18 protein-coding genes are annotated in these 18,901 nt (G+C 55.3%); 9 read left to right on the forward strand and 9 right to left on the reverse strand.

The genetic code is table 11. From position 1 onward, the window contains the following. Positions 1 to 130: 130 nt before the first annotated feature. Both AAC636_RS04380 and AAC636_RS04385 read left to right on the forward strand, forming a co-directional pair. Positions 131 to 1,705 carry a Re/Si-specific NAD(P)(+) transhydrogenase subunit alpha gene (locus tag AAC636_RS04380; protein ID WP_340300538.1) on the forward strand — a complete coding sequence of 525 codons (1,575 nt, stop codon included), beginning with the start codon at positions 131 to 133 and terminating at the stop codon, positions 1,703 to 1,705. Positions 1,706 to 1,723: 18 nt separating this feature from the next. Next, positions 1,724 to 3,211 carry an NAD(P)(+) transhydrogenase (Re/Si-specific) subunit beta gene (locus AAC636_RS04385; protein ID WP_340300539.1) on the forward strand — a complete coding sequence of 496 codons (1,488 nt, stop codon included), beginning with the start codon at positions 1,724 to 1,726 and terminating at the stop codon, positions 3,209 to 3,211. A gap of 54 nt (positions 3,212 to 3,265) precedes the next feature. On the opposite strand, the gene AAC636_RS04390 is transcribed toward AAC636_RS04385, so the two are convergent. Both AAC636_RS04390 and AAC636_RS04395 read right to left on the reverse strand, forming a co-directional pair. Continuing rightward, positions 3,266 to 4,399, reverse strand: coding sequence for an acetoin utilization protein AcuC (locus tag AAC636_RS04390; RefSeq protein WP_445322538.1), 1,134 nt, complete (start codon positions 4,397 to 4,399; stop codon positions 3,266 to 3,268). A gap of 5 nt (positions 4,400 to 4,404) precedes the next feature. After that, complete coding sequence (locus tag AAC636_RS04395; protein WP_340297437.1) at positions 4,405 to 4,938, reverse strand: glutathione peroxidase; 534 nt, start codon at positions 4,936 to 4,938, stop codon at positions 4,405 to 4,407. A 181-nt stretch (positions 4,939 to 5,119) separates the two neighbouring features. Here AAC636_RS04395 and AAC636_RS04400 point away from each other — a divergent pair, with 181 nt between their 5' ends. Together AAC636_RS04400 and AAC636_RS04405 are read left to right on the forward strand one after the other, a co-directional pair. Continuing rightward, positions 5,120 to 5,596 (forward strand): NUDIX hydrolase, encoded by a 477-nt coding sequence (locus AAC636_RS04400; RefSeq protein ID WP_340252301.1) that lies wholly within the window; start codon positions 5,120 to 5,122, stop codon positions 5,594 to 5,596. A gap of 85 nt (positions 5,597 to 5,681) precedes the next feature. Then, entirely contained in the window at positions 5,682 to 6,152 is a 471-nt protein-coding gene (locus AAC636_RS04405) for a DUF1178 family protein (RefSeq protein ID WP_340300540.1), read from the forward strand. Between the two features lie 93 nt (positions 6,153 to 6,245). Here AAC636_RS04405 and AAC636_RS04410 read toward each other — a convergent pair whose 3' ends face one another. From AAC636_RS04410 to AAC636_RS04420, 3 genes are all read right to left on the reverse strand, one after another. Beyond that, complete coding sequence (locus AAC636_RS04410; RefSeq protein ID WP_340252297.1) at positions 6,246 to 6,992, reverse strand: SDR family oxidoreductase; 747 nt, start codon at positions 6,990 to 6,992, stop codon at positions 6,246 to 6,248. After that, positions 6,979 to 7,914 carry a BKACE family enzyme gene (locus AAC636_RS04415; protein ID WP_340300541.1) on the reverse strand — a complete coding sequence of 312 codons (936 nt, stop codon included), beginning with the start codon at positions 7,912 to 7,914 and terminating at the stop codon, positions 6,979 to 6,981. The genes AAC636_RS04410 and AAC636_RS04415 overlap by 14 nt, the downstream gene beginning before the upstream one ends. 78 nt (positions 7,915 to 7,992) lie before the next feature. After that, positions 7,993 to 8,772, reverse strand: coding sequence for an SDR family oxidoreductase (locus AAC636_RS04420; RefSeq protein WP_340252293.1), 780 nt, complete (start codon positions 8,770 to 8,772; stop codon positions 7,993 to 7,995). A gap of 148 nt (positions 8,773 to 8,920) precedes the next feature. On the opposite strand from AAC636_RS04420, the gene AAC636_RS04425 reads away from it, so the two are divergent. After that, positions 8,921 to 9,904 carry an aldo/keto reductase gene (locus tag AAC636_RS04425; protein WP_340261259.1) on the forward strand — a complete coding sequence of 328 codons (984 nt, stop codon included), beginning with the start codon at positions 8,921 to 8,923 and terminating at the stop codon, positions 9,902 to 9,904. On the opposite strand, the gene AAC636_RS04430 is transcribed toward AAC636_RS04425, so the two are convergent. From AAC636_RS04430 to AAC636_RS04440, 3 genes are read right to left on the reverse strand one after another with little or no spacing between them, the layout of a single operon-like run. Continuing rightward, entirely contained in the window at positions 9,901 to 10,809 is a 909-nt protein-coding gene (locus AAC636_RS04430; protein WP_340300542.1) for an AEC family transporter, read from the reverse strand. The two genes, AAC636_RS04425 and AAC636_RS04430, sit on opposite strands and share 4 nt — an antisense overlap. Positions 10,810 to 10,838: 29 nt before the next feature. Continuing rightward, complete coding sequence (locus AAC636_RS04435; RefSeq protein ID WP_340300543.1) at positions 10,839 to 11,717, reverse strand: phytanoyl-CoA dioxygenase family protein; 879 nt, start codon at positions 11,715 to 11,717, stop codon at positions 10,839 to 10,841. Further along, entirely contained in the window at positions 11,717 to 12,463 is a 747-nt protein-coding gene (locus AAC636_RS04440) for a GntR family transcriptional regulator (RefSeq protein ID WP_340261256.1), read from the reverse strand. The genes AAC636_RS04435 and AAC636_RS04440 overlap by 1 nt, the downstream gene beginning before the upstream one ends. 83 nt (positions 12,464 to 12,546) lie before the next feature. Here AAC636_RS04440 and uxaC point away from each other — a divergent pair, with 83 nt between their 5' ends. Genes uxaC through AAC636_RS04460 form a run of 4 tightly spaced genes read left to right on the forward strand, consistent with a single transcriptional unit; the run spans position 12,547 to position 16,948 of the window. Then, positions 12,547 to 13,950 carry a glucuronate isomerase gene (gene uxaC, locus AAC636_RS04445; RefSeq protein ID WP_340300544.1) on the forward strand — a complete coding sequence of 468 codons (1,404 nt, stop codon included), beginning with the start codon at positions 12,547 to 12,549 and terminating at the stop codon, positions 13,948 to 13,950. Positions 13,951 to 13,963: 13 nt separating this feature from the next. Next, the gene (kduI, locus tag AAC636_RS04450; RefSeq protein ID WP_340297424.1) at positions 13,964 to 14,788 is read left to right on the forward strand and encodes a 5-dehydro-4-deoxy-D-glucuronate isomerase; all 825 of its coding nucleotides are present in this window, start codon (positions 13,964 to 13,966) and stop codon (positions 14,786 to 14,788) included. Beyond that, entirely contained in the window at positions 14,785 to 15,531 is a 747-nt protein-coding gene (gene kduD / locus AAC636_RS04455) for a 2-dehydro-3-deoxy-D-gluconate 5-dehydrogenase KduD (protein ID WP_340300545.1), read from the forward strand. Before kduI ends, kduD begins: the two co-directional genes overlap by 4 nt. Further along, on the forward strand, positions 15,521 to 16,948 hold the full coding sequence (locus tag AAC636_RS04460) for a mannitol dehydrogenase family protein (RefSeq protein WP_445322539.1): 1,428 nt from the start codon (positions 15,521 to 15,523) through the stop codon (positions 16,946 to 16,948). Before kduD ends, AAC636_RS04460 begins: the two co-directional genes overlap by 11 nt. Here AAC636_RS04460 and AAC636_RS04465 read toward each other — a convergent pair. Continuing rightward, positions 16,945 to 18,894, reverse strand: coding sequence for a transketolase family protein (locus AAC636_RS04465; RefSeq protein ID WP_340300547.1), 1,950 nt, complete (start codon positions 18,892 to 18,894; stop codon positions 16,945 to 16,947). The two genes, AAC636_RS04460 and AAC636_RS04465, sit on opposite strands and share 4 nt — an antisense overlap. Positions 18,895 to 18,901 lie beyond the last annotated feature (7 nt).

Raw genomic sequence — 18,901 nt, forward strand, 5'->3', positions numbered from 1 at the left:
TCTTGATTTGAACAGATATTGCGCGGTATGCGGTTGTATACGAAATATTATGTCGCGGAATGGGCCGTTGTATCCATCTGCGGCAGTTGTTATGGGGGCGGGAGCCACCAAAAACTGGAGGGAATGTAGCGTGAAAATTGGCGCTTTAAAAGAAATCGAACAGGGCGAAGCGCGGGTTGCGATGACACCCGACAGCGCGGCGCAATTGCAGAAGCTTGGCCATGAATGCGTGATCGAAACAGGTGCGGGTGCAGCAGCTGGCTTTTCAGACGCAGTCTACAAAGCGGTAGGCGTCAGCGTTTTGAAAACAGCGGCGGCCTTGTGCAAAGCCTCGGATGTTGTGATCAAAGTGCGCCCGCCCCAAGAGGCTGAGGTCAAGCGCTTGCGCGAAGGGCAGACCCTGATTTCATTTTTCTGGCCCGGCCAGAATGAGGCGTTGATGGAATTGGCCCGCAGCAAAGGTGCCAATGTGATCGCAATGGATATGGTGCCCCGCATCAGCCGTGCGCAGAAAATGGATGCACTCTCCTCAATGGCTAATATCGCAGGCTATCGCGCGGTGATTGAGGCGGGCAATAACTTTGGCCGCTTCTTCACAGGTCAGGTGACTGCCGCAGGCAAGGTTCCCCCTGCAAAGGTTTTGGTGGTTGGTGCAGGCGTTGCGGGACTAGCTGCCATCGGCACGGCCACTTCTTTGGGCGCAATCACCTATGCGTTTGACGTGCGTCCCGAAGTTGCAGAACAGATTGAATCCATGGGCGCGGAATTCGTGTTCCTTGAATTCTCAGATGACGAATTGCCCGATGGGGCAGCGACTGGTGGGTATGCCCCTCCCCAAAGTCCTGAGTTCCAAGCCAAGCAATTGGCCAAATTCCGCGAGATCGCGCCAGATATGGATATCGTGATCACCACGGCTTTGATCCCAGGCCGCCCTGCGCCATTGCTGTGGACCAAAGACATGGTCGAAAGCATGAAGCCTGGCTCGGTGATCATCGATCTGGCGGCAGAAAGGGGCGGCAATTGTGAATTGACCAAGGCAGATGAGCGGATTGTCAGCGACAATGGCGTGGTGATTATCGGCTACACCGATTTCCCTAGCCGTATGGCGGCGCAATCCTCAACCCTCTATGCCACGAATATCCGCCATATGTTGGCCGATCTTACCCCAGCAAAGGATGGTCAGGTCGTGCACAACATGGAGGATGACGTGATCCGCGGGGCAACTGCGGTGTTTGGCGGTGAGGTCACTTACCCACCGCCCCCACCCAAAGTGGCGGCTATTGCCGCGCAGAAGCGTGAAAAGCCCAAAGAACTGACGCCCGAAGAAAAGCGGGAGCAAGAGATCGCCGCCTTCAAGGCGCAGACGAAGAACCAAGTTACCCTTCTGGCGATTGGTGCCGCGTTGGTCTTGGGCGTGGGCTTGATTGCGCCTGCAAGCTTCATGCAGCACTTTATCGTCTTTGTGCTGTCAGTGTTCATCGGGTTCCAAGTTATTTGGAACGTGGCGCACAGCCTTCACACGCCTTTGATGGCGGTGACCAATGCGATTTCCTCGATTGTGATCTTGGGCGCGCTGATGCAAATCGGCTCTAGCTCTGCGTTGATCACGATCTTGGCGGCCCTTGGTATCTTTATGGCTGCAGTTAATATTTTCGGCGGATTCCTCGTGACACGGCGGATGCTCGCCATGTTCCAGAAATCGTAAGCAGCAGGGGTATCAGATATGGATTTCGGTTTCACCATTGCGGCTTATGCAGTCGCGGGCGTCCTCTTCATCCTCTCGCTGGGCGGTTTGTCGGGACAAGAAAGTGCCAAGCGCGCGGTTTGGTATGGGATCGCAGGCATGGCCATTGCGATCTCGGCCACCTTAATCGGCCCAGGTTCGGGGCTGTGGCTGATGTCATTGGTCTTGATCGTGGCAGGCGCAGGGGTTGGGTATCAACTCGCCACCAAGGTACAAATGACGCAAATGCCTGAACTTGTGGCAATCATGCACTCCTTGGTGGGTCTTGCTGCCGTTTTCGTTGGCTTTAACGCGCATCTTGAATTGGTCAGCGTGGGCGAGGTTCTGCGCGAGGCAGGTATGGCCTTCCCGCAACCCAAAGGCCCGATTGCGGCGCCAGTTTATGAAATGCTTGGCACCCTGTCCAATTTCGCGGCGCTGTTGGGCAAGAAAACCGCCGTTGAAGTTGGCATTTTGCGCGTTGAATTGGTCTTGGGGATTTGGATCGGTGCTGTGACCTTTACGGGTTCCGTAATCGCCTATGGCAAACTTGCAGGGCGTGTGAACAGTGCGGCGAAGCAATTGCCTGGTGGGCATATCTTGAATGCTGCTGCCGCTGCCGCATCCTTGGCGTTGGCCGCGATGTATTTGGGCGGCGCAGGGGGCTGGACATTGATTGCCTTGACAGTTCTGGCTCTCTTTATCGGCTATCACCTGATCATGGGGATCGGCGGCGCGGATATGCCCGTGGTTGTGTCCATGCTGAACAGCTATTCAGGTTGGGCGGCGGCGGCGATTGGCTTTAGCCTTGGCAATGATCTGTTGATTGTTGTGGGGGCTTTGGTGGGCTCTTCGGGTGCCATCCTCAGCTACATTATGTGTAAAGCCATGAACCGCAGTTTCATCAGCGTGATTTTGGGTGGTTTTGGCGGTGCCAAAGGCGAGCAGCAGGCCATTGAGGGCGAGCAAATCGCAATCGACAGCGATGGTGTGGCCAATGCGCTGAACGAGGCCGACAGCATCATCATCATCCCAGGCTATGGCATGGCGGTGGCACAGGCACAGCAAGGTGTGGCCGAGCTTACACGCAAACTGCGCGCGGCGGGCAAAACCGTGCGTTTCGCCATTCACCCCGTTGCAGGCCGCTTGCCCGGTCACATGAATGTTCTGCTTGCAGAGGCCAAAGTGCCCTATGACATCGTTCTGGAAATGGATGAAATCAACGAGGATTTCCCATCCACCGATGTGGCCATTGTGATCGGTTCAAACGACATCGTGAACCCAGCCGCGCAAGAAGACCCCAACTCGCCAATCGCAGGGATGCCTGTGTTGGAATGCTGGAAAGCCAAGCAGGTTTTTGTCTCCAAGCGGGGGCAGGGCACAGGCTATTCGGGCATTGAGAACCCGCTTTTCTACAAAGAGAACACGCGGATGTTCTATGGCGATGCAAAGGCCTCAATCGACAGCTTGCTGCCGAAAATCGCCTAAGCCCTTGTGGTGCGAGAATGACAATCAGGCGGCCCCTATTCGGGGCCGCCTTTTTTACGGCAAAACGCCCTGCGCCGCAGGGCGCGCAGAGAGCAGGGCAATGCGATCTCGGATTATGTCGCGAATTGGTGTTTCGTCTTGTCTGTCATGCAACTGCGTGAACCATGTCGCGGGTGGTGATTTCCCTTTCGAATGCCCCGCCCAAGATAGGCCCCGCAGGATCGCTTCGCCGTCTTGTGGGAGGTGGTCAGGAATATCTTGCCCGCTGAGTGTGGCCCAAATCCCGCTCCATACGCGGGCGACTGTCCATGGGTTATAGCCCCCACCCCCTGTGACTAATAGGCGGTGGCAGCGTAAGGATTGAACGGCAGCGACCATGTCCCAATAGCTTTGCGCAGAGAGACAGAGCCTTGAGAGCGGATCATCGGTCACCGCATCTGCACCGCATTGAAACACGATCGCCTCAGGGGAAAACGCCGCGAGGGCGGGTAAGATCAGCATATCGCGAATGAGTGCCATTTCCGCATCATGAAACCCTCGCGGGACGGGCAGGTTTAGACAATTTCCCCCGCCATCATCGTCCAGCGCTCCTGTAAATGGCCAACGTCGCTCTTCATGCACAGAGATCATCAAGACATCGGACGCGCCCTTGAACCCATGCTCCACCCCGTCTGGATGGTGGGCGTCAATATCGACATAGGCGATGCGCGTCAGCCCCTGCTGTCGCAACGCCGTGATCGCAAGCGCAGGGTCATTGAGATAGCAAAACCCGTTTGCGCGGTCAGGCAGACCGTGATGCGTGCCACCTCCCGGATGAAAAACAACACCGCCCGCGCGCAGCAATTCAACCGCCAAAAGCGCGCCACCTGCACCCGTGGCGGGGCGGCGATACATTTCGGGAAAGACGGGGTTTGCCACAGTCCCAAGGCCATGGCGCGCGCGGGTTGCGTCATCCACATCTTGGGTTTCTTCGGCGCGCATGAGCGCCTCGATATAGAGGGGGTCATGCCATGCAGTTAAGGCTTTTGGCTTGGCGCGCGGGCTTTGACGATATTGCGCGGCGCTCAGCCACCCCATGGCGCGGCATAAATCCATCACAGTTGAGACACGCGGGATGCGCAAGGGGTGCCACGAACCATAGGTTGATCCGCGATATATCTCGGAGCCAAGAAAAACGGGCGTGGTCACAGGGACTAGCGCGCCAATTCGCGCTCAACCGCCCGAATGATCGCGCCACTTGTCGGGCCTGTCAGGCTTGACCAATCCTCGACAAATTCACCATTTCCATCAATGAGAAACTTTGAAAAATTCCATGACGGCCGCGCATTATGTTCGCGCGCGAGCCATTCGAAAAACGGATGTGCATCGGGGGCTTTAATCCGCGTGATCTCGGTCATCGGAAGGGTCAAATTGTAATTCAATTCACAAAACTCGGCCACTTCGGCCTCGCTGGCCAGTTCCTGCCCAAAATCATCGGAAGGCACGGCCAATACAATCAATCCCTGATCGGCATAACGATCATGCAAGGCCTGCAATCCCTCATATTGTGGTGTGAAGCCGCATTGCGATGCCGTGTTTACCACCAAAATTGGCTGCCCGCGCCAGTCTGAAAACTGATATTCACCGCCGTCAATCGAAGGAAATGTGAAATCCTCTACAGCCACGGCCATTGATGTGGCCACAGCCCAAACCAAAACGGATTTGGCCAAAATCCCTGAGACTGTCATCAATGCTGCTCCTTCGATTGGCATTTTTGCAAAAGTTAGTTGAAATGCCAATGTGATCAAGGGCGCGGGTGCTACATGCGCCAAGCCCCGCTTGAAAAATTTATGGTTTATTTTGCTTTTCTTGGGAAAGTTCGGCAAACTGGGACATAACGAATATAACAAAGAGCGGTGATAAAACGCGATGAGCAATCTTCGCACAGTGCAAGGGCCATTACGGGTTGAGGGGGCATCCAAACGGGATCCGCGCTCGCAATTTGCAGCGCTGTGTTTTCGCCGCAAGAAGAAAGGCGTCGAGATTTTGTTGATCTCCTCGCGTGACAGTGAGCGGTGGATTATCCCCAAAGGATGGCCCATGGATGGCAAAACCCCCGCCGAAGCCGCAGGGATAGAGGCATGGGAAGAGGCAGGTGTGCGCGGCACGACCCTAGACCTTTGTGTCGGGCTTTATTCCTATTCCAAAGAGATTGATGGCACCGATCCAGTGCCCTGTATCGTGTCCGTCTTTCCTGTCGAGGTGAAATCTTTGGCCGATAAATATCCCGAAGCGGGGGAGCGGCGGCGCAAATGGTTTTCCGCGAAAAAGGCCGCGTCAAAGGTGCGGGAGCCTGACCTTAAGGCGATCCTGAAAGGGTTTCTGCCACCGCCACCTGCCACGTGATTTTGACCCTTGCAGGGGGCAATGCGCAGGATGTAACACTTAGCGCCACTTGCAATCTGACGTTTTCGCCACAGTTAGGGACTCTATGATCCGATATGCGTTGAAATGTGCCGAAGGGCACGGGTTTGACAGTTGGTTCCAATCTGCTGCCGCCTTTGACGATCTGGCGGAGCGGGAATTGCTGTCTTGTGGTGTTTGCGGATCTTCTGATGTCACAAAGGCGATCATGGCGCCTCGTGTCGCCCCAAGCGATGGCGATGGCGATAGCCCTCAAATTGCACATAACCTGCCTGTGCCAAGCACCCCGCCCACAAGGGCGCTAAGCGCCCCCGATGGTAAACTTCAGGAAATGATCCAAGCGATGCGCAAACATGTCGAAGAAAATTCGACCTATGTTGGCAAGAATTTTGTCAAAGAAGCGCGCGCAATCCATGATGGCACCGCGCCTGAGCGCATGATCCACGGCGAAGCCGCCCCCGGTGAAGCCAAAGCATTGATTGAGGAGGGCGTGCAAATCGCGCCCTTGCCGTTTTTACCGAAGTCGAAGGCAAATTGACCCTGCTGTTTGGCCTTAATACGCAAGGCCAATAGGGGCAATGATGGTGTGGATTAGAAGATTTAGGGTTATACTAGGCGGGGTTATAAACGCCTAGCGCCCCCCTGAGACTTCCACAATTGTTCCAGTCACATAGCTTGCGTCGTCTGAGAGCAACCAACTGACGACCTCGGCTACCTCATCAGCCCGTCCGATACGCTGCATCGGTACATTTTTTTTCATTGTGACTAGCCGGTCTCCCACTCCTGCGGCTGCATGAATCTCCGTATCGATCAAGCCAGGGGCCACCGCATTCACTCTGATGCCAGCTGGCCCCAGTTCGCGGGCAAGGCCGACGGTCATAGTGTCAATCGCTCCTTTTGAGGCTGCGTAATGCACCCATTCGCCCGCGCCACCCAGTTTTGCCGCACGGCTGGACATTAAAACGACAGACCCACCTTGGGGCATCGCGGCAGTGGCGGCCTTGGCGATCGCAAAAACACCCAGAAGGTTGGTATCAATAACACGCCGCAGATCAGCCATGTCCAGATCACGCAATGGTAGGGCAGGTCCCGTGATGCCAGCATTTGCAAATAGCGCGATTGGGGCCCCAAAGCGCCTTATGCATTCGGTCACCACGGCCTCCGCCGCGGCGGGGTCAGCCGCATCAGATTGCAGTGCCACCACTTGCGCGTCCTGTGCATGAAGGTCTGCACAGAGCGTATCAGCAGCGGCGGCGTTGCTGTGATAGGTGAAGAGCACAGGATAGCCTGCAAGGGCCAAGCGGCGCACCGTTGCGGCCCCGATCCCGCGTGAGCCGCCCGTGACAATGACCGCGCCTTTTGGATCAGAATGCGACATCACCCGCCCCCTTCAAATCTAGCATCTCGCGCGCTTCGTCAGGCGTTGCCACTTCGAGGCTCAGTCCTTCAAGCAAGGCACGAGCTTTTCTAACTTGGTCGGCATTGCTTTGTGCTAATTGACCCGGCGCCGACCAAAGGCTGTCCTCAAGCCCGACACGGATATTCCCCCCTTGCGCAGCGGCTTGGGCCGCCACGGGCAATTGATTGCGCCCTGCACCCAAAACAGACCATACATAAGTATCCCCGAACAAGCGATCTGCAGTGCGCTTCATATGTGCGACATCTTCGGGGTGCGCGCCAATTCCTCCTAAGAGGCCAAAGACGGTTTGAACCAAGAAAGGGGACCTGACTAAGCCACGATCCACAAAATGCGCCAAATTGTAGAGATGGCTTGTGTCATAACATTCAAACTCAAACCGCGTGCCATTGGCATTGCCCGTGCGCAGGATGTGTTCGATATCGGCAAATGTGTTTTTAAAGACAAGGTCGCGGCTGGTTTCGAGATGCTCGCGCTCCCAGTCATGTTTGAACTCTTTGAAACGGTTAAGCATGGGATACAGTCCGAAATTCATGCTTCCCATATTGAGGGAGGCAACCTCGGGCTTGAGCTCTGCGGCAGGGCGCATTCGCTCCGCCACGGTCATATGGGGCGAACCGCCTGTGGTTAGGTTCAACACCGCTGAGGTTGCCTGTTTGAGTTGTGGCAGGAATTTGCGGAACATCTCAGGGTCCTGTGTAGGCCGTCCATTTTCAGGATCGCGCGCGTGCAGGTGCAAAATAGATGCGCCTGCCTCAAAGGCCTTGATCCCGTCATCAATGATCTCTTGTGGGGTGACAGGAAGGAAGGGTGACATAGATGGCGTGTGGATTGCGCCTGTAACCGCGCATGTGATGATCACCTTACGTGAAGATTTCGGCATTCTGGCGGCTCCTTATTCTAAAAGCTGTTAGCAAGCTTACCTGAGTATTTTAGTGTAAAGAACATGATCCAAGCAGGATTAAAGTGTTTCAACACCACCACAGACGCTTAGAGCTTGACCTGAAATGTTGGAGCCCCCGGGAGATGACAAAAATAGACACATTGATGCAATGTCCTGCGGGCTTACCATTCGACGCAACGATACTTTGGCAAGATATGTATTCCGCATTTCTTCAAAGCTCACGCCTGTTTGTTCGGCTCGGGCCGATATCACGCCATCCATGCGGGGTCCTTGAACTATTCCCGGTAAAATAGCATTGGCGCGCACCCCTTTTGGACCAAGCTCTGCAGCGAGGGATTTAGCCAATCCTACTACGCCCCATTTGGAGGCTGAATAAGGTGTCCTAAAAGCATAGGGAAGTCGACCAGCGGCTGACGACATTGCGATAAATAAGCCTTTTGATTTAATTAGTTCATTGCTTGAGTGGTGAGCTGCTAGATAGGCTCCTTTCAGGTTAACTTCGAGTGTTTCATCCCAATCTTCTGGTGAGACATCATCAATAGTTGCTGTGGGCCCTGCTATCCCCGAATTTGCAATTACTACATCAAGCCCCCCCAGGTTTAGCATCGCTTGTGTAAACAGCTGCTTGGTATCTTCGGGACTAGCTGAGTTTGCTAGGGTTCCCGTGATTGGGCCGCCTATTGCCTCATTGAGGGCATCTGAGTTGATGTCAGAGATATGGACACGAGCGCCGGCTTCTATGAACCCATCCGTGATGTGTTTGCCTATGCCGCTGGCTCCAGCAGTTATCAAAACGCGTAAGCCCTTTCGTGGAGTCAAAGACGCGAGTATCGACATTAGCAGCTACCTCTTTCAGATCTTGTTAAGATGCGACTGTGGGCAATTTCTGAGTTTTTGAAAAGAGTCATTTTTTTCATAACCTTGACAGTTCGGTTTCATCTGTCCCCTATGTCCATGACCTTTTATAAATGATGCTGGGGATTTTATGAAACAGCGCAGACTTGGTGCAAATGGGCCCATGGTTGGGGCAATTGGTTTGGGATGTATGAGTTTTGCGGGTGTATTTGGCGAAACGGATGAGGCAACAAGCCACGCGTGCCTTGATTGCGCTTATGAGATGGGCATCACATTTTTGGACACGGCTAATGTCTACGGAATGGGGAGATCGGAAACTGTTCTTGGCTCTTGGCTAAAAAAAGCCCGTCGTGATGTTGTGCTTGCTACAAAAGTTGGGATCCAACGTGATGCCAAAGAGCCGGTTAACAACCGCCCCGACCATATTCGAGCTGAAATAGAAGGATCGCTGAAGCGCCTCGGTGTAGATCATGTCGCACTATATTATCTGCATCGTCGCGATCCCGCAGTGCCCTTATCGGAGGCTGTCGGGGTAATGCAAGATTTGATCCGAGAGGGAAAGATCGGCGGTTACGGTCTATCTGAGGTAGCGCCTTCGACAGTTAGGGAAGCTCATGCAATTTTACCCCCGCTTGCAGTCCAAAGTGAGTATTCACTCTGGTCTCGATTGCCGGAATTGGGAGTAATCCAAAGTTGTGAAGAATTGGATATTACCTTTGTGCCGTTTTCGCCTCTGGCGCGCGGCGTCTTTGGCGAAAATTATCCCGATCCGACGCTGATGGCCGAGGGTGATTTGCGCCGTGATATTCCACGTTTTTCAACTGAGAATTATCCAAAAAACAAGGCTCTGATCGACCGCTTCAAAGAATTAGCAAGGGCCAAATCTGTACCTGTATCCGCCATGGCAATGGCGTGGGTGCTGCAGCGTGGCGCTGGGTTTGTTCCCATACCTGGAACACGGACTGCGGCGCATCTAATGGAATGGGTTCGCGCTGATGAGGTTGCCCTTTCCGATGCTGATATGGCGCGGATCGAAGCAGTGTTACCTGTGGGATTTGCCCGCGGGGATCGCTATTCTTACACTCACATGCGTACGATCGAGCGGTATTGCTAAGCCAACCAGGCAAGTGAGATCAGCGAGAGGGTTGATGTCCAGATAATGACTGGGGCGATAGTATCTGTGCGTACTCCGTGTAGCATTGCGAGTGTAAATGCCATTGCCCCGGACGGACCCGCTGCGCAAAGGACCACAAGCGTATTCCATTGGGCTGGACGTTCTCCAAGGCTCAAAGCTGCAAATACCAAGGCTGGGAACGCTAGAAGTTTTATCCCTGTAAGCATGATGACACTGGCGTTGGGTGTAAGTGGATGGCTTGATAGGATCACGCCAAGTGCGAATAACGTCAGCGGCGCAGCAGCTGCCCCAGCAAAGTCGAGACCTGTGAGTATTGGTTCCAGCGCTACTACGCCCATCAAGTTGGTGACGATCCCCAAAAAAATTGAAATCAACACAGGGTTGAGTGCTATGCGGCGCATAGATTGGTAAACATTTGCTTTTGAGTTGGCCATCAAATCCGTTGTTATTATGAAGAAAGCAAATGTAATAGTGGCATCCCATGCCACAATTGCAGTGATCGGAAGGGCTGCGGCTTCGCCATAAATTAGATATGAAATCGGCCACATGTATAGCAAAGTGTTTACGAAAATCATGGCCATTGAGAGCAGCCAGGCCTCAAGCTTTTCGCGACCTAAAACGATCCGGCAGATGAAAAAAGTAATGCTAAATATTATTATTTGGCAAATTGCATAAAGACCGATTGCGTCGAATTGAAAGTCATGCCAATCGAGCAAATTCGTCAGGGGAAACAGAAGTGCAGGCTGTAGTAGAAATGCTACACGGTTAAGCGTTTTCGCATCTGGAACACTGACTAAGTTACCCCTACCGAGTATGAAACCCAGTGCCATCATGGCAAAGACTGGCAGGATGTCATGTGTCAGAACATGCAGCATCGCGAGCATGGGGAGGGCTCTTTCTAAACTATGGGGTCTTAGGCGTAGATGCCTTTTTGTGCTTTTGCGCCTGCCATCATCGCTTTGGCGCGCGACTGCCTTATTTCGTCATAAAGATCAATTGCGCGAGACTCAAACAGAGTTTGGGGCGCGGTGTAATGGATAAACTTGCCCACCCGGTCGATGCCACGCGCAAGCATAGCAAAATCCTGATCGGCCATGTTTTGCGCTACTTTAGGCGTGAGATAGCGTACTACAACCGCGATGCGCCGATCATCCGAGACATTTGGACCAGAGCCATGAATGGTCAGCCCGTGATGTAACGACATTTGCCCCGGCATCAGCTCAATGGGGGTTTTGTCTGTCTCGGCCACATCGACCGCAATCTCTTGGCCACGCGACAGCAGGTTCTTCTCACTGAACGTATCGGTATGAGGTAGAATTTCCGATTTATGACTGCCTTTGACGAAATCCATACAGCCACTTGCCCGCGTTGCTGGAGAAAGGGCGATCCAAGCGGTGACCATCTCAGAGGTGGTGCCCATTCCCCAATAGGTCAAGTCTTGATGCATCGAGACATACTGATCGCTTTGTGCGTTTTTAATGAAAAACTCGGCACTATAGATCAAAATATCAGGTCCAAGAATGCCTTCGATCACGTCTAAGACCTGTGGCTTAGTCGCTATCTCATGGACAAAGGGCATTACCAGCTGCGCGTTGACGCGTTTGTAGGTGTTGAGGGGCAGGGGCAAATCACCGTCTAGCCAATCACGCTCGACCAATTCCAGTTGAGTGCGGTAGGCTTGCGCCTCATCGCGTGACAGAACATCTATTGGAAAGAGAAACCCATCCTCCCAGTAGCGCGCGATCATATCAGGGGCGAGATGGGTTCCGTTGCGTGCGACAGGTTCTTGCATCAGGTCATCCTCTTTTCCCGCAATCCAAGGGGCAGAGTTGCCTCGCTTGGGTCGTCATCTTCGAAATAGGCTTCATGCTCGGCCCGAATACGGATCAGTTGTTCATGAATGCGTGAGAGATGAGCGCGCATGATCTCTGCCGCGCCATCAGGATCACGATCAGCTAAGGCGCGGGTTAGCGCTATATGATCATCCCATGCCGTTTGCGATGAAAACGCCAAGGACAGCATTCTGACCCGATCCATATGGCCTTTGTTTTCGGCAATCAGGTCCCATGTAAATTCTAGCCCCGCCCGCAAACAGATTTCGCGGTGGAAGGCGTCATCGGCGGCATGAAACCGCAGCTTGTCGCCAGCGTCTTTGGCGGCGGCCTGTTCTGCGATCAGCCCCTCCAATGCTTGAATATCTGCGGGGGCAAGCCGTGTGGCCGCATGGCGCACGGCCTCAGCCTCAAGCGCGATGCGAATGAACTGGGCCTGCATCACCGCCCGGGTGGAGATCAACGACACCAATGTGGCGCGTTGCGGGCGGATCAGCAGGAAGCCCATTTTCGAAAGCCTGTAGAATGCATCGCGCACTGGTTGACGGGAGACTTCAAACCGTTTTGCGATCTCAGCTTCTGACAGCTTCTCACCGGGTTTCAGGTCAAGGTTGAGCACCTGTTTGTGCAATTCCCCATAGACCAAATCCGCGATCGCAGGGCGGGCGGTTCGGTCAAGCGATATGAGTGGCATGTCTTGGGTCATTTCAGGATCAATCCCTGTCTGATTGACCTAGGTTATATACTAGCATATCAGTTTGCAAGAAGATTAACCAAAAGGGGCCGCCTATGGGCTTTTTAAGTGAAGACCGCCTGTTTCCTACAGAGCCTACAGCGCGGTCGCTGGCCCGTGCGCTTTATGCGCAGGTCAAAGATGCGCCGATCATCTCACCCCATGGTCATACCGACCCCCAGTGGTTCGCGCAGAATGAACCCTTTGAAGACGTCGCCAAACTGTTCATCACGCCCGATCACTATGTGTTTCGGATGCTTCATTCCCAAGGTGTCGCGCTAGAGGATTTAGGCGTGCCGCGTGCCGATGGTGGTGCGGTGGAAACGGATCCGCGCAAAATCTGGCGGCTGTTTGCGCGGCACTATCGCCTTTTTGCAGCGACCCCTTCGCGGATGTGGATTGACCACGCGCTGCAAGATTTGTGTGGCCTAGATCAAAGACTATCGCCAGAGACGGCAGACGCGGCTTTTGATGCAATCAACGAGAAATTAGCAAGCCGCGCCTTTCGGCCCCGCGCCCTATTTGAGCGGTTCAACTTAGATGTTCTCGCGACCACGGAAAGCGCGCTTGACGATTTGGCCCATCACCGCACGATCCGCGACAGCGGATGGCAGGGTCGCGTTATCACCACCTATCGGCCTGACGCGGTTATTGATCCCGATTTTGATGGGTTCATAGGCAATGTCGAAGCCTTCTGTGCGCATGGTGGCGGTGCTGTAACATGGGAGAGCTACCTTGCCGCCCATCATGCGCGCCGTGCGTATTTTGCATCTTTGGGTGCAACCGCGACTGACCATGGCCACCCAACGGCCAACACCGCCAATCTCTCGCGGGCCAAGGCCGCGGCCCTGTTTGACGATGTCATGACAGGCAAAGCTGACCTCGCCACGCGCGAGTTGTTTCGCGCGCAAATGCTGACCGAGATGGCGCGCATGTCGGTTGCAGATGGTTTGGTGATGCAAATACACGCAGGATCACAGCGCAATCATTCCGATTGGGTCTTGGCGCGCTTTGGTCGGGATAAGGGTTACGACATCCCGCAACGCACCGATTACGTCACCGCGCTGCGCCCTTTGTTGCAGGAATTTGGCCGCGCGGACGGGTTCCATCTGATCCTATTCACCTTGGATGAAAGCAGCTACGCCCGCGAACTGGCACCTTTAGCGGGGGTATATCCTTGTCTCTTTCTGGGCCCGCCTTGGTGGTTCCATGACAGCTATGAAGGGATGATGCGCTTTCGCCGTTCGGTTACGGAAACCGCAGGGTTCTATAACCTTGCAGGGTTCAATGATGACACCCGTGCCTTTTGCTCGATCCCCGCGCGCCACGATGTCGCCCGGCGGGTCGATGCAGCCTATTTGGCGGAATTGATTGTCACAGGCCGCTTGGACGAAAGCGAAGCGGGTGATCTGATGCAGGACTTAACCACGGGGCTTGCGCGCCGTGCCTATAAACTTTGAAAGGACTGCCCCGATGATCGAGGTTGAAACCCGCCATGCCATTCACCCTGACCACGCAAAGGGTATGGATACGGCAATGTTGCGCGCGTCCTTTTTGGTCGAAGGTCTGTTTGAGAGCGGAAAGATCAAGCTGTGTTATTCGCATTATGACCGCTTCACCCTTGGCGGCGCCGTGCCAAATGGCGGCAGTCTGCGCCTTGATAAAATTGGACAGACGCGCACGGCCAGTTTCATGGAGCGCCGTGAAATGGGCATCGTCAATATTGGGGACACAGGCCAAGTCAGCGCGGATGGTCAGGTGTGGGAGATGGCGCAGGGCGATGTGCTTTATCTGGGGATGGCGGCGGGTGATGTGACCTTCTCAGGGGCGGGGCGGTTTTACATTACCTCCGCCCCCGCGCATCACCGCTATCCACATCGTCATCTCACACCGAAAGACAGCAACCGCGTGGCCTTGGGTGCGGCTGAGACGGCCAATGAGCGCGTGATTAACCAATTCATCCATCCTTTGGTGATGGAGAGCTGCCAATTGGTCATGGGCTACACCACTTTGGGTCAAGGATCGGTCTGGAACACGATGCCGCCACACACGCATGATCGGCGCATGGAAGCCTATCTTTATTGGGATATGGCACCAGAGGCGCGGGTGCTGCATCTGATGGGGGAACCGCACGAGACCCGCCATTTGGTTGTGGGAAATGAGGCGGCTGTGCTGTCGCCGCCGTGGTCAATTCATGCGGGCGCGGGGCATGGGCATTACAGATTCATCTGGGCCATGGCGGGCGATAATGTCGATTTCACGGATATGGATTTTGTTGATCTGGAGGATCTGCGATGAGCGCGTTTTCCCTCGCCGGCAGACGGGCCTTGGTGACGGGGGCGAATACGGGCATTGGTCAGGCCATTGCCCTTGCCTTGGCCGATCAAGGGGCATCTGTCACTTGTGCGGGGCGGCGCGACTGCGCTGAAACTTGCGCGGCGATTGCGGCGAAGGGCGGTATTGCCGATGAGATGATCCTTGATTTTGCGGATCCCATGGCCGCGCGCGAAATTTTTGCGGGCGCGGGCTATTCCATCTTGGTCAATAACGCGGGCATCATCCGCCGCGAGGACAGTCTCGATTATACGGCGGCGGATTGGGACGCGGTGATGGATGTAAATCTCAAGGCGTTGTTTTTTACCACGCAGGCCTTCGCCAAGGCGCATCTTGACCGCGCGCCGCGCGGCCCCGCAGCGGTGGTGAATATTGCCTCATTGTTGGCGTTTCAGGGTGGCATTCGCGTACCTGCTTATACCGCCTCAAAGCATGGGGTTGCGGGTTTAACCAAAATTTTGGCCAATGAATGGGCGGCAGACGGCATCAACGTTAACGCGATTGCGCCGGGTTATGTTGTGTCCAACAACACGGAAAACCTGCGCAAAGATGCCGATCGCAATACGGCAATTCTGGCGCGCATTCCCGCAGGTCGATGGGGCGAGCCGTCAGATATTGGTCATACGGCGGCCTTTCTCGCCTCGCCTGCGGCGGCTTATATTCATGGTGCGGTGATCAATGTAGATGGAGGATGGCTTGCCCGATAACCCTTTGACCCGCACGGCACCTGCCCCAAGCCCGGGCATTGTTCACTTGGGCCTTGGCGCGTTTTTTCGCGCGCATGGGGCAATTTACACGCAACAGGCCATGGCAAAGGCAGGCGGGGATTGGGGGATCATCGGGGTTTCTCTCAAATCGCCCACAACCCGTGATGCGCTGCAACCGCAAGGCGCTGTTTATCACGCTTTGGAACTTGCCCCAGATTGTGCGGAGCTTCTCCTTGTTACAAGCCTAAGCACGGTTTTGGTTGCCCCAGAAGACCCTTCTGCGGTTTTGGCCGCAATGGCAGACCCTTCGGTCAAAATTGTTTCGCTGACCGTCACGGAGAAAGGCTATTGCCACCATCCCGCAAGCGGCGCGTTGGATCGAGATCACCCTGATATCATCCATGATTTGACCCATGACAGCCCGCAAAGCAGCATTGGCTATCTCACTCGCGCGCTTGCCTTGCGCAAGGCGGCGGGCATCCCGCCCTTTACCATTTTGTGCTGTGATAACCTACCTCATAACGGGAAACTCTTGCGCGGGCTGGTTTTGGAATTTGCACAAATCCTTGACCCAGATCTTGCGCAATGGATCGCGGATCATGGGGCCTTTCCTTCAACCATGGTCGATCGGATCGTGCCCGCTACGACCGATGAGACACGGGCAGAAGTGGCGCGCCTGACGGGCTTTGCCGATGCCGCACCCGTGGTGCATGAACCTTATCGCCAATGGGTGATGGAGGATGATTTTGTCGGCGGTGTGCGCCCTGCATGGGATCAGGTCGGGGCAGAGTTGGTGCAAGATGTCGCCCCCTATGAGGATATGAAGCTTCGGATGCTCAACGCCTCCCATTCGGCCTTGTCCTATTTGGGTTATGTGGCGGGGCATCATACGATCACGGATGTTATGGCTGATCCCGTGTTTGACGCTTATGCGCAACGTCTTTGGGCGCGCGAGGTCATTCCGCATTTGACCCCGCCTGAGGGTGTATCGCTCGAAAATTATGCCGCAGCCTTGCGTGCGCGGTTCAACAACCCTGCGATCCAGCACCGCACATGGCAGATCGCGATGGATGGCAGCCAGAAATTACCGCAACGCCTGCTTGGGACATTGCGCGCGGCGCGCAAAAAGGGGGCTGAGGATCGGGGTCTGATCCTCGCTGTTGCAGGGTGGATGCGCTACACCGCTGGCTTTGACGAGGCGGGGGAGGCGATTGAGTTGCGCGATCCTATGGCCGATGTCCTGCGCGCCGCTCATTCAGGCGTGGATGAGGCCGAGGCGGTTACACGAATTTTGGGCCTTGAGGCGATCTTCGACCCAAGCCTTGCCGCTGATATTCATGTGCCCGTGACGGATGCCTATCTAGCCCTGTCCCGTGAGGGGGTGCGCAAAACGCTAGAGACTTATCTTACGACTTAACGCGAAAGCCGTGCTTTGGCGGCGGCAACAATGGCCTCGGTTGTGATGCCGAAATGGGCGAAGAGTTCGGGCGCTTTTGCAGAGGCGCCAAAGCCCGTCATGCCGATAAACGGATCTTCTGGGGCAAGGATTTGATCCCATCCGAACCGCACAGCGGCCTCAATACCGATTTTGGGCCCCGTGCCCAAGATTGCGGCGCGCTGCGCGGGGCTTTGGGTTTCGAAAATTTCCCAACAGGGCAACGAGACAACCGTGGCGCGGATGTCTGCCCGTTGCAACTGCGCGGCTGCGTCAAGCGCAAGTGCAACTTCACTGCCTGTTGCAATCAGCGTGATATCGCGAGGGTCTTCGCCTGCCAGGATATAGCCCCCATTGGCACAACCCGATATTTGGGGCAGCTGCACCAAGTCCTGACGGCTGAGCGCCAAAAGGGTGGGGCCTGATTTTCGGCGCAGGGCTTGATCCCACCCCATGACTGTTTCGCGCGCATCGGCGGGGCGCATCACCCAGAAATTTGGCATAGCGCGAAAACTGGCGAGGATTTCAACGGGCTGATGGGTTGGCCCATTCGACCCGACCCCGATGGAGTCATGGCTAAAGACAAAAAGCACGGGCAGCCCCATCAAGGCGGCCATCCGCATCGCAGGGCGCTCGTAATCTGCGAAGGCCAGATAGGTCACATTGACCGCAATCAGCCCGCCATGGGCGGCGATCCCACAGGCCATTGCCCCCATTAAATGCTCGCGCACCCCGCAATGCACATAGCTGCCTTGGCGGTTATCAGGGCCGAATGCCGTGCGACCGCGCTTGTGATTGGTGGGGGCCTCCAAATCTGCGCAGAGAATGCACAGCTCGGGCAAAGCGGCCTCTAATCTTTCGCAAACATCACCCGATGAGGCGATTGTCGCGCGGGCTGCGTCCGTTGCTGTTAAACGCGCCTCAATATCGGCCATAATTTGCGGCCAGTTTTGGGGTAATATGCCCTCCATTCGGCGGGTGAATTCTGCGGCCTTTGGGTCGAACTCTAGACGCGCGGCCCAATCCCGCGCAGCATCTCTTCCGCGCGACATTGCGGCTGTCCAATCGGCATAAATGTCTTGCGGGATCACAAAGGCCTCGTGCGTCCAGTTGCGCGCAGCGCGCGCCTCAGCCGCGTCTTTTGGAGAGAGTGGCGCGCTATGTCCGCCGCGTTGCCCCTGAAGGCGGGGGATGCCGCGCGCGATTGTGGTGCGGCAGGCAATCAAAGACGGGCGGGGGTCAGACTTTGCAGATAGAATGGCGGCATCAATCGCGGCGATATCATGGCCATCCACCTCGACCACATGCCACCCCGCCGCGGTGAAACGGGCGGGAATGTCCTCGCTGATCGACAAAGCAGTGTCGCCGTCATCGGTGATATGGTTGTCATCCCAGAGAAATGTCAGACGCCCCAAGCGCAAGTGACCCGCCAGTGAAATCGCCTCTTGGCCAATGCCCTCCTGCAAGCAGCCATCACCCACAAAGGCCCATGTGCGATGATCGCAGAGATCAGCGCCAAATTCTGCGCGCATTCGTTCTTCGGCCACGGCCATGCCAACCGCACAGGCGATGCCCTGGCCAAGCAGCCCCGTGGTGATCTCAATCCCTGCATCTTGCTCAATCTCGGGATGGCCTGCGCAGACCGAGTGCAATTTTCGAAAAGATTTCACCGCCGCAAGATCAACCTTCTCATAGCCTGAGAGGTGCAACAGCGCATAAAGCAACATAGATCCATGACCATTGGATAGAACCACGCGATCGCGATCGGGCCAGAGCGGGTTTTTGGGGTCAACCTTGAGGTGATTGGCGTAAAGCGTTGCGGCAATCTCGGCCATACCAAGCGGGACGCCTTGATGACCCTCACCCGCTGCCACAATCGTATCAAGTGCCAAAAAGCGGATTGAATCCGCCATGGATTGGATGTTCATGCTGCCC

Origin of the sequence: Roseobacter sp. HKCCD5988, assembly GCF_037830355.1 — a bacterium.
GTDB lineage: Bacteria > Pseudomonadota > Alphaproteobacteria > Rhodobacterales > Rhodobacteraceae > M30B80.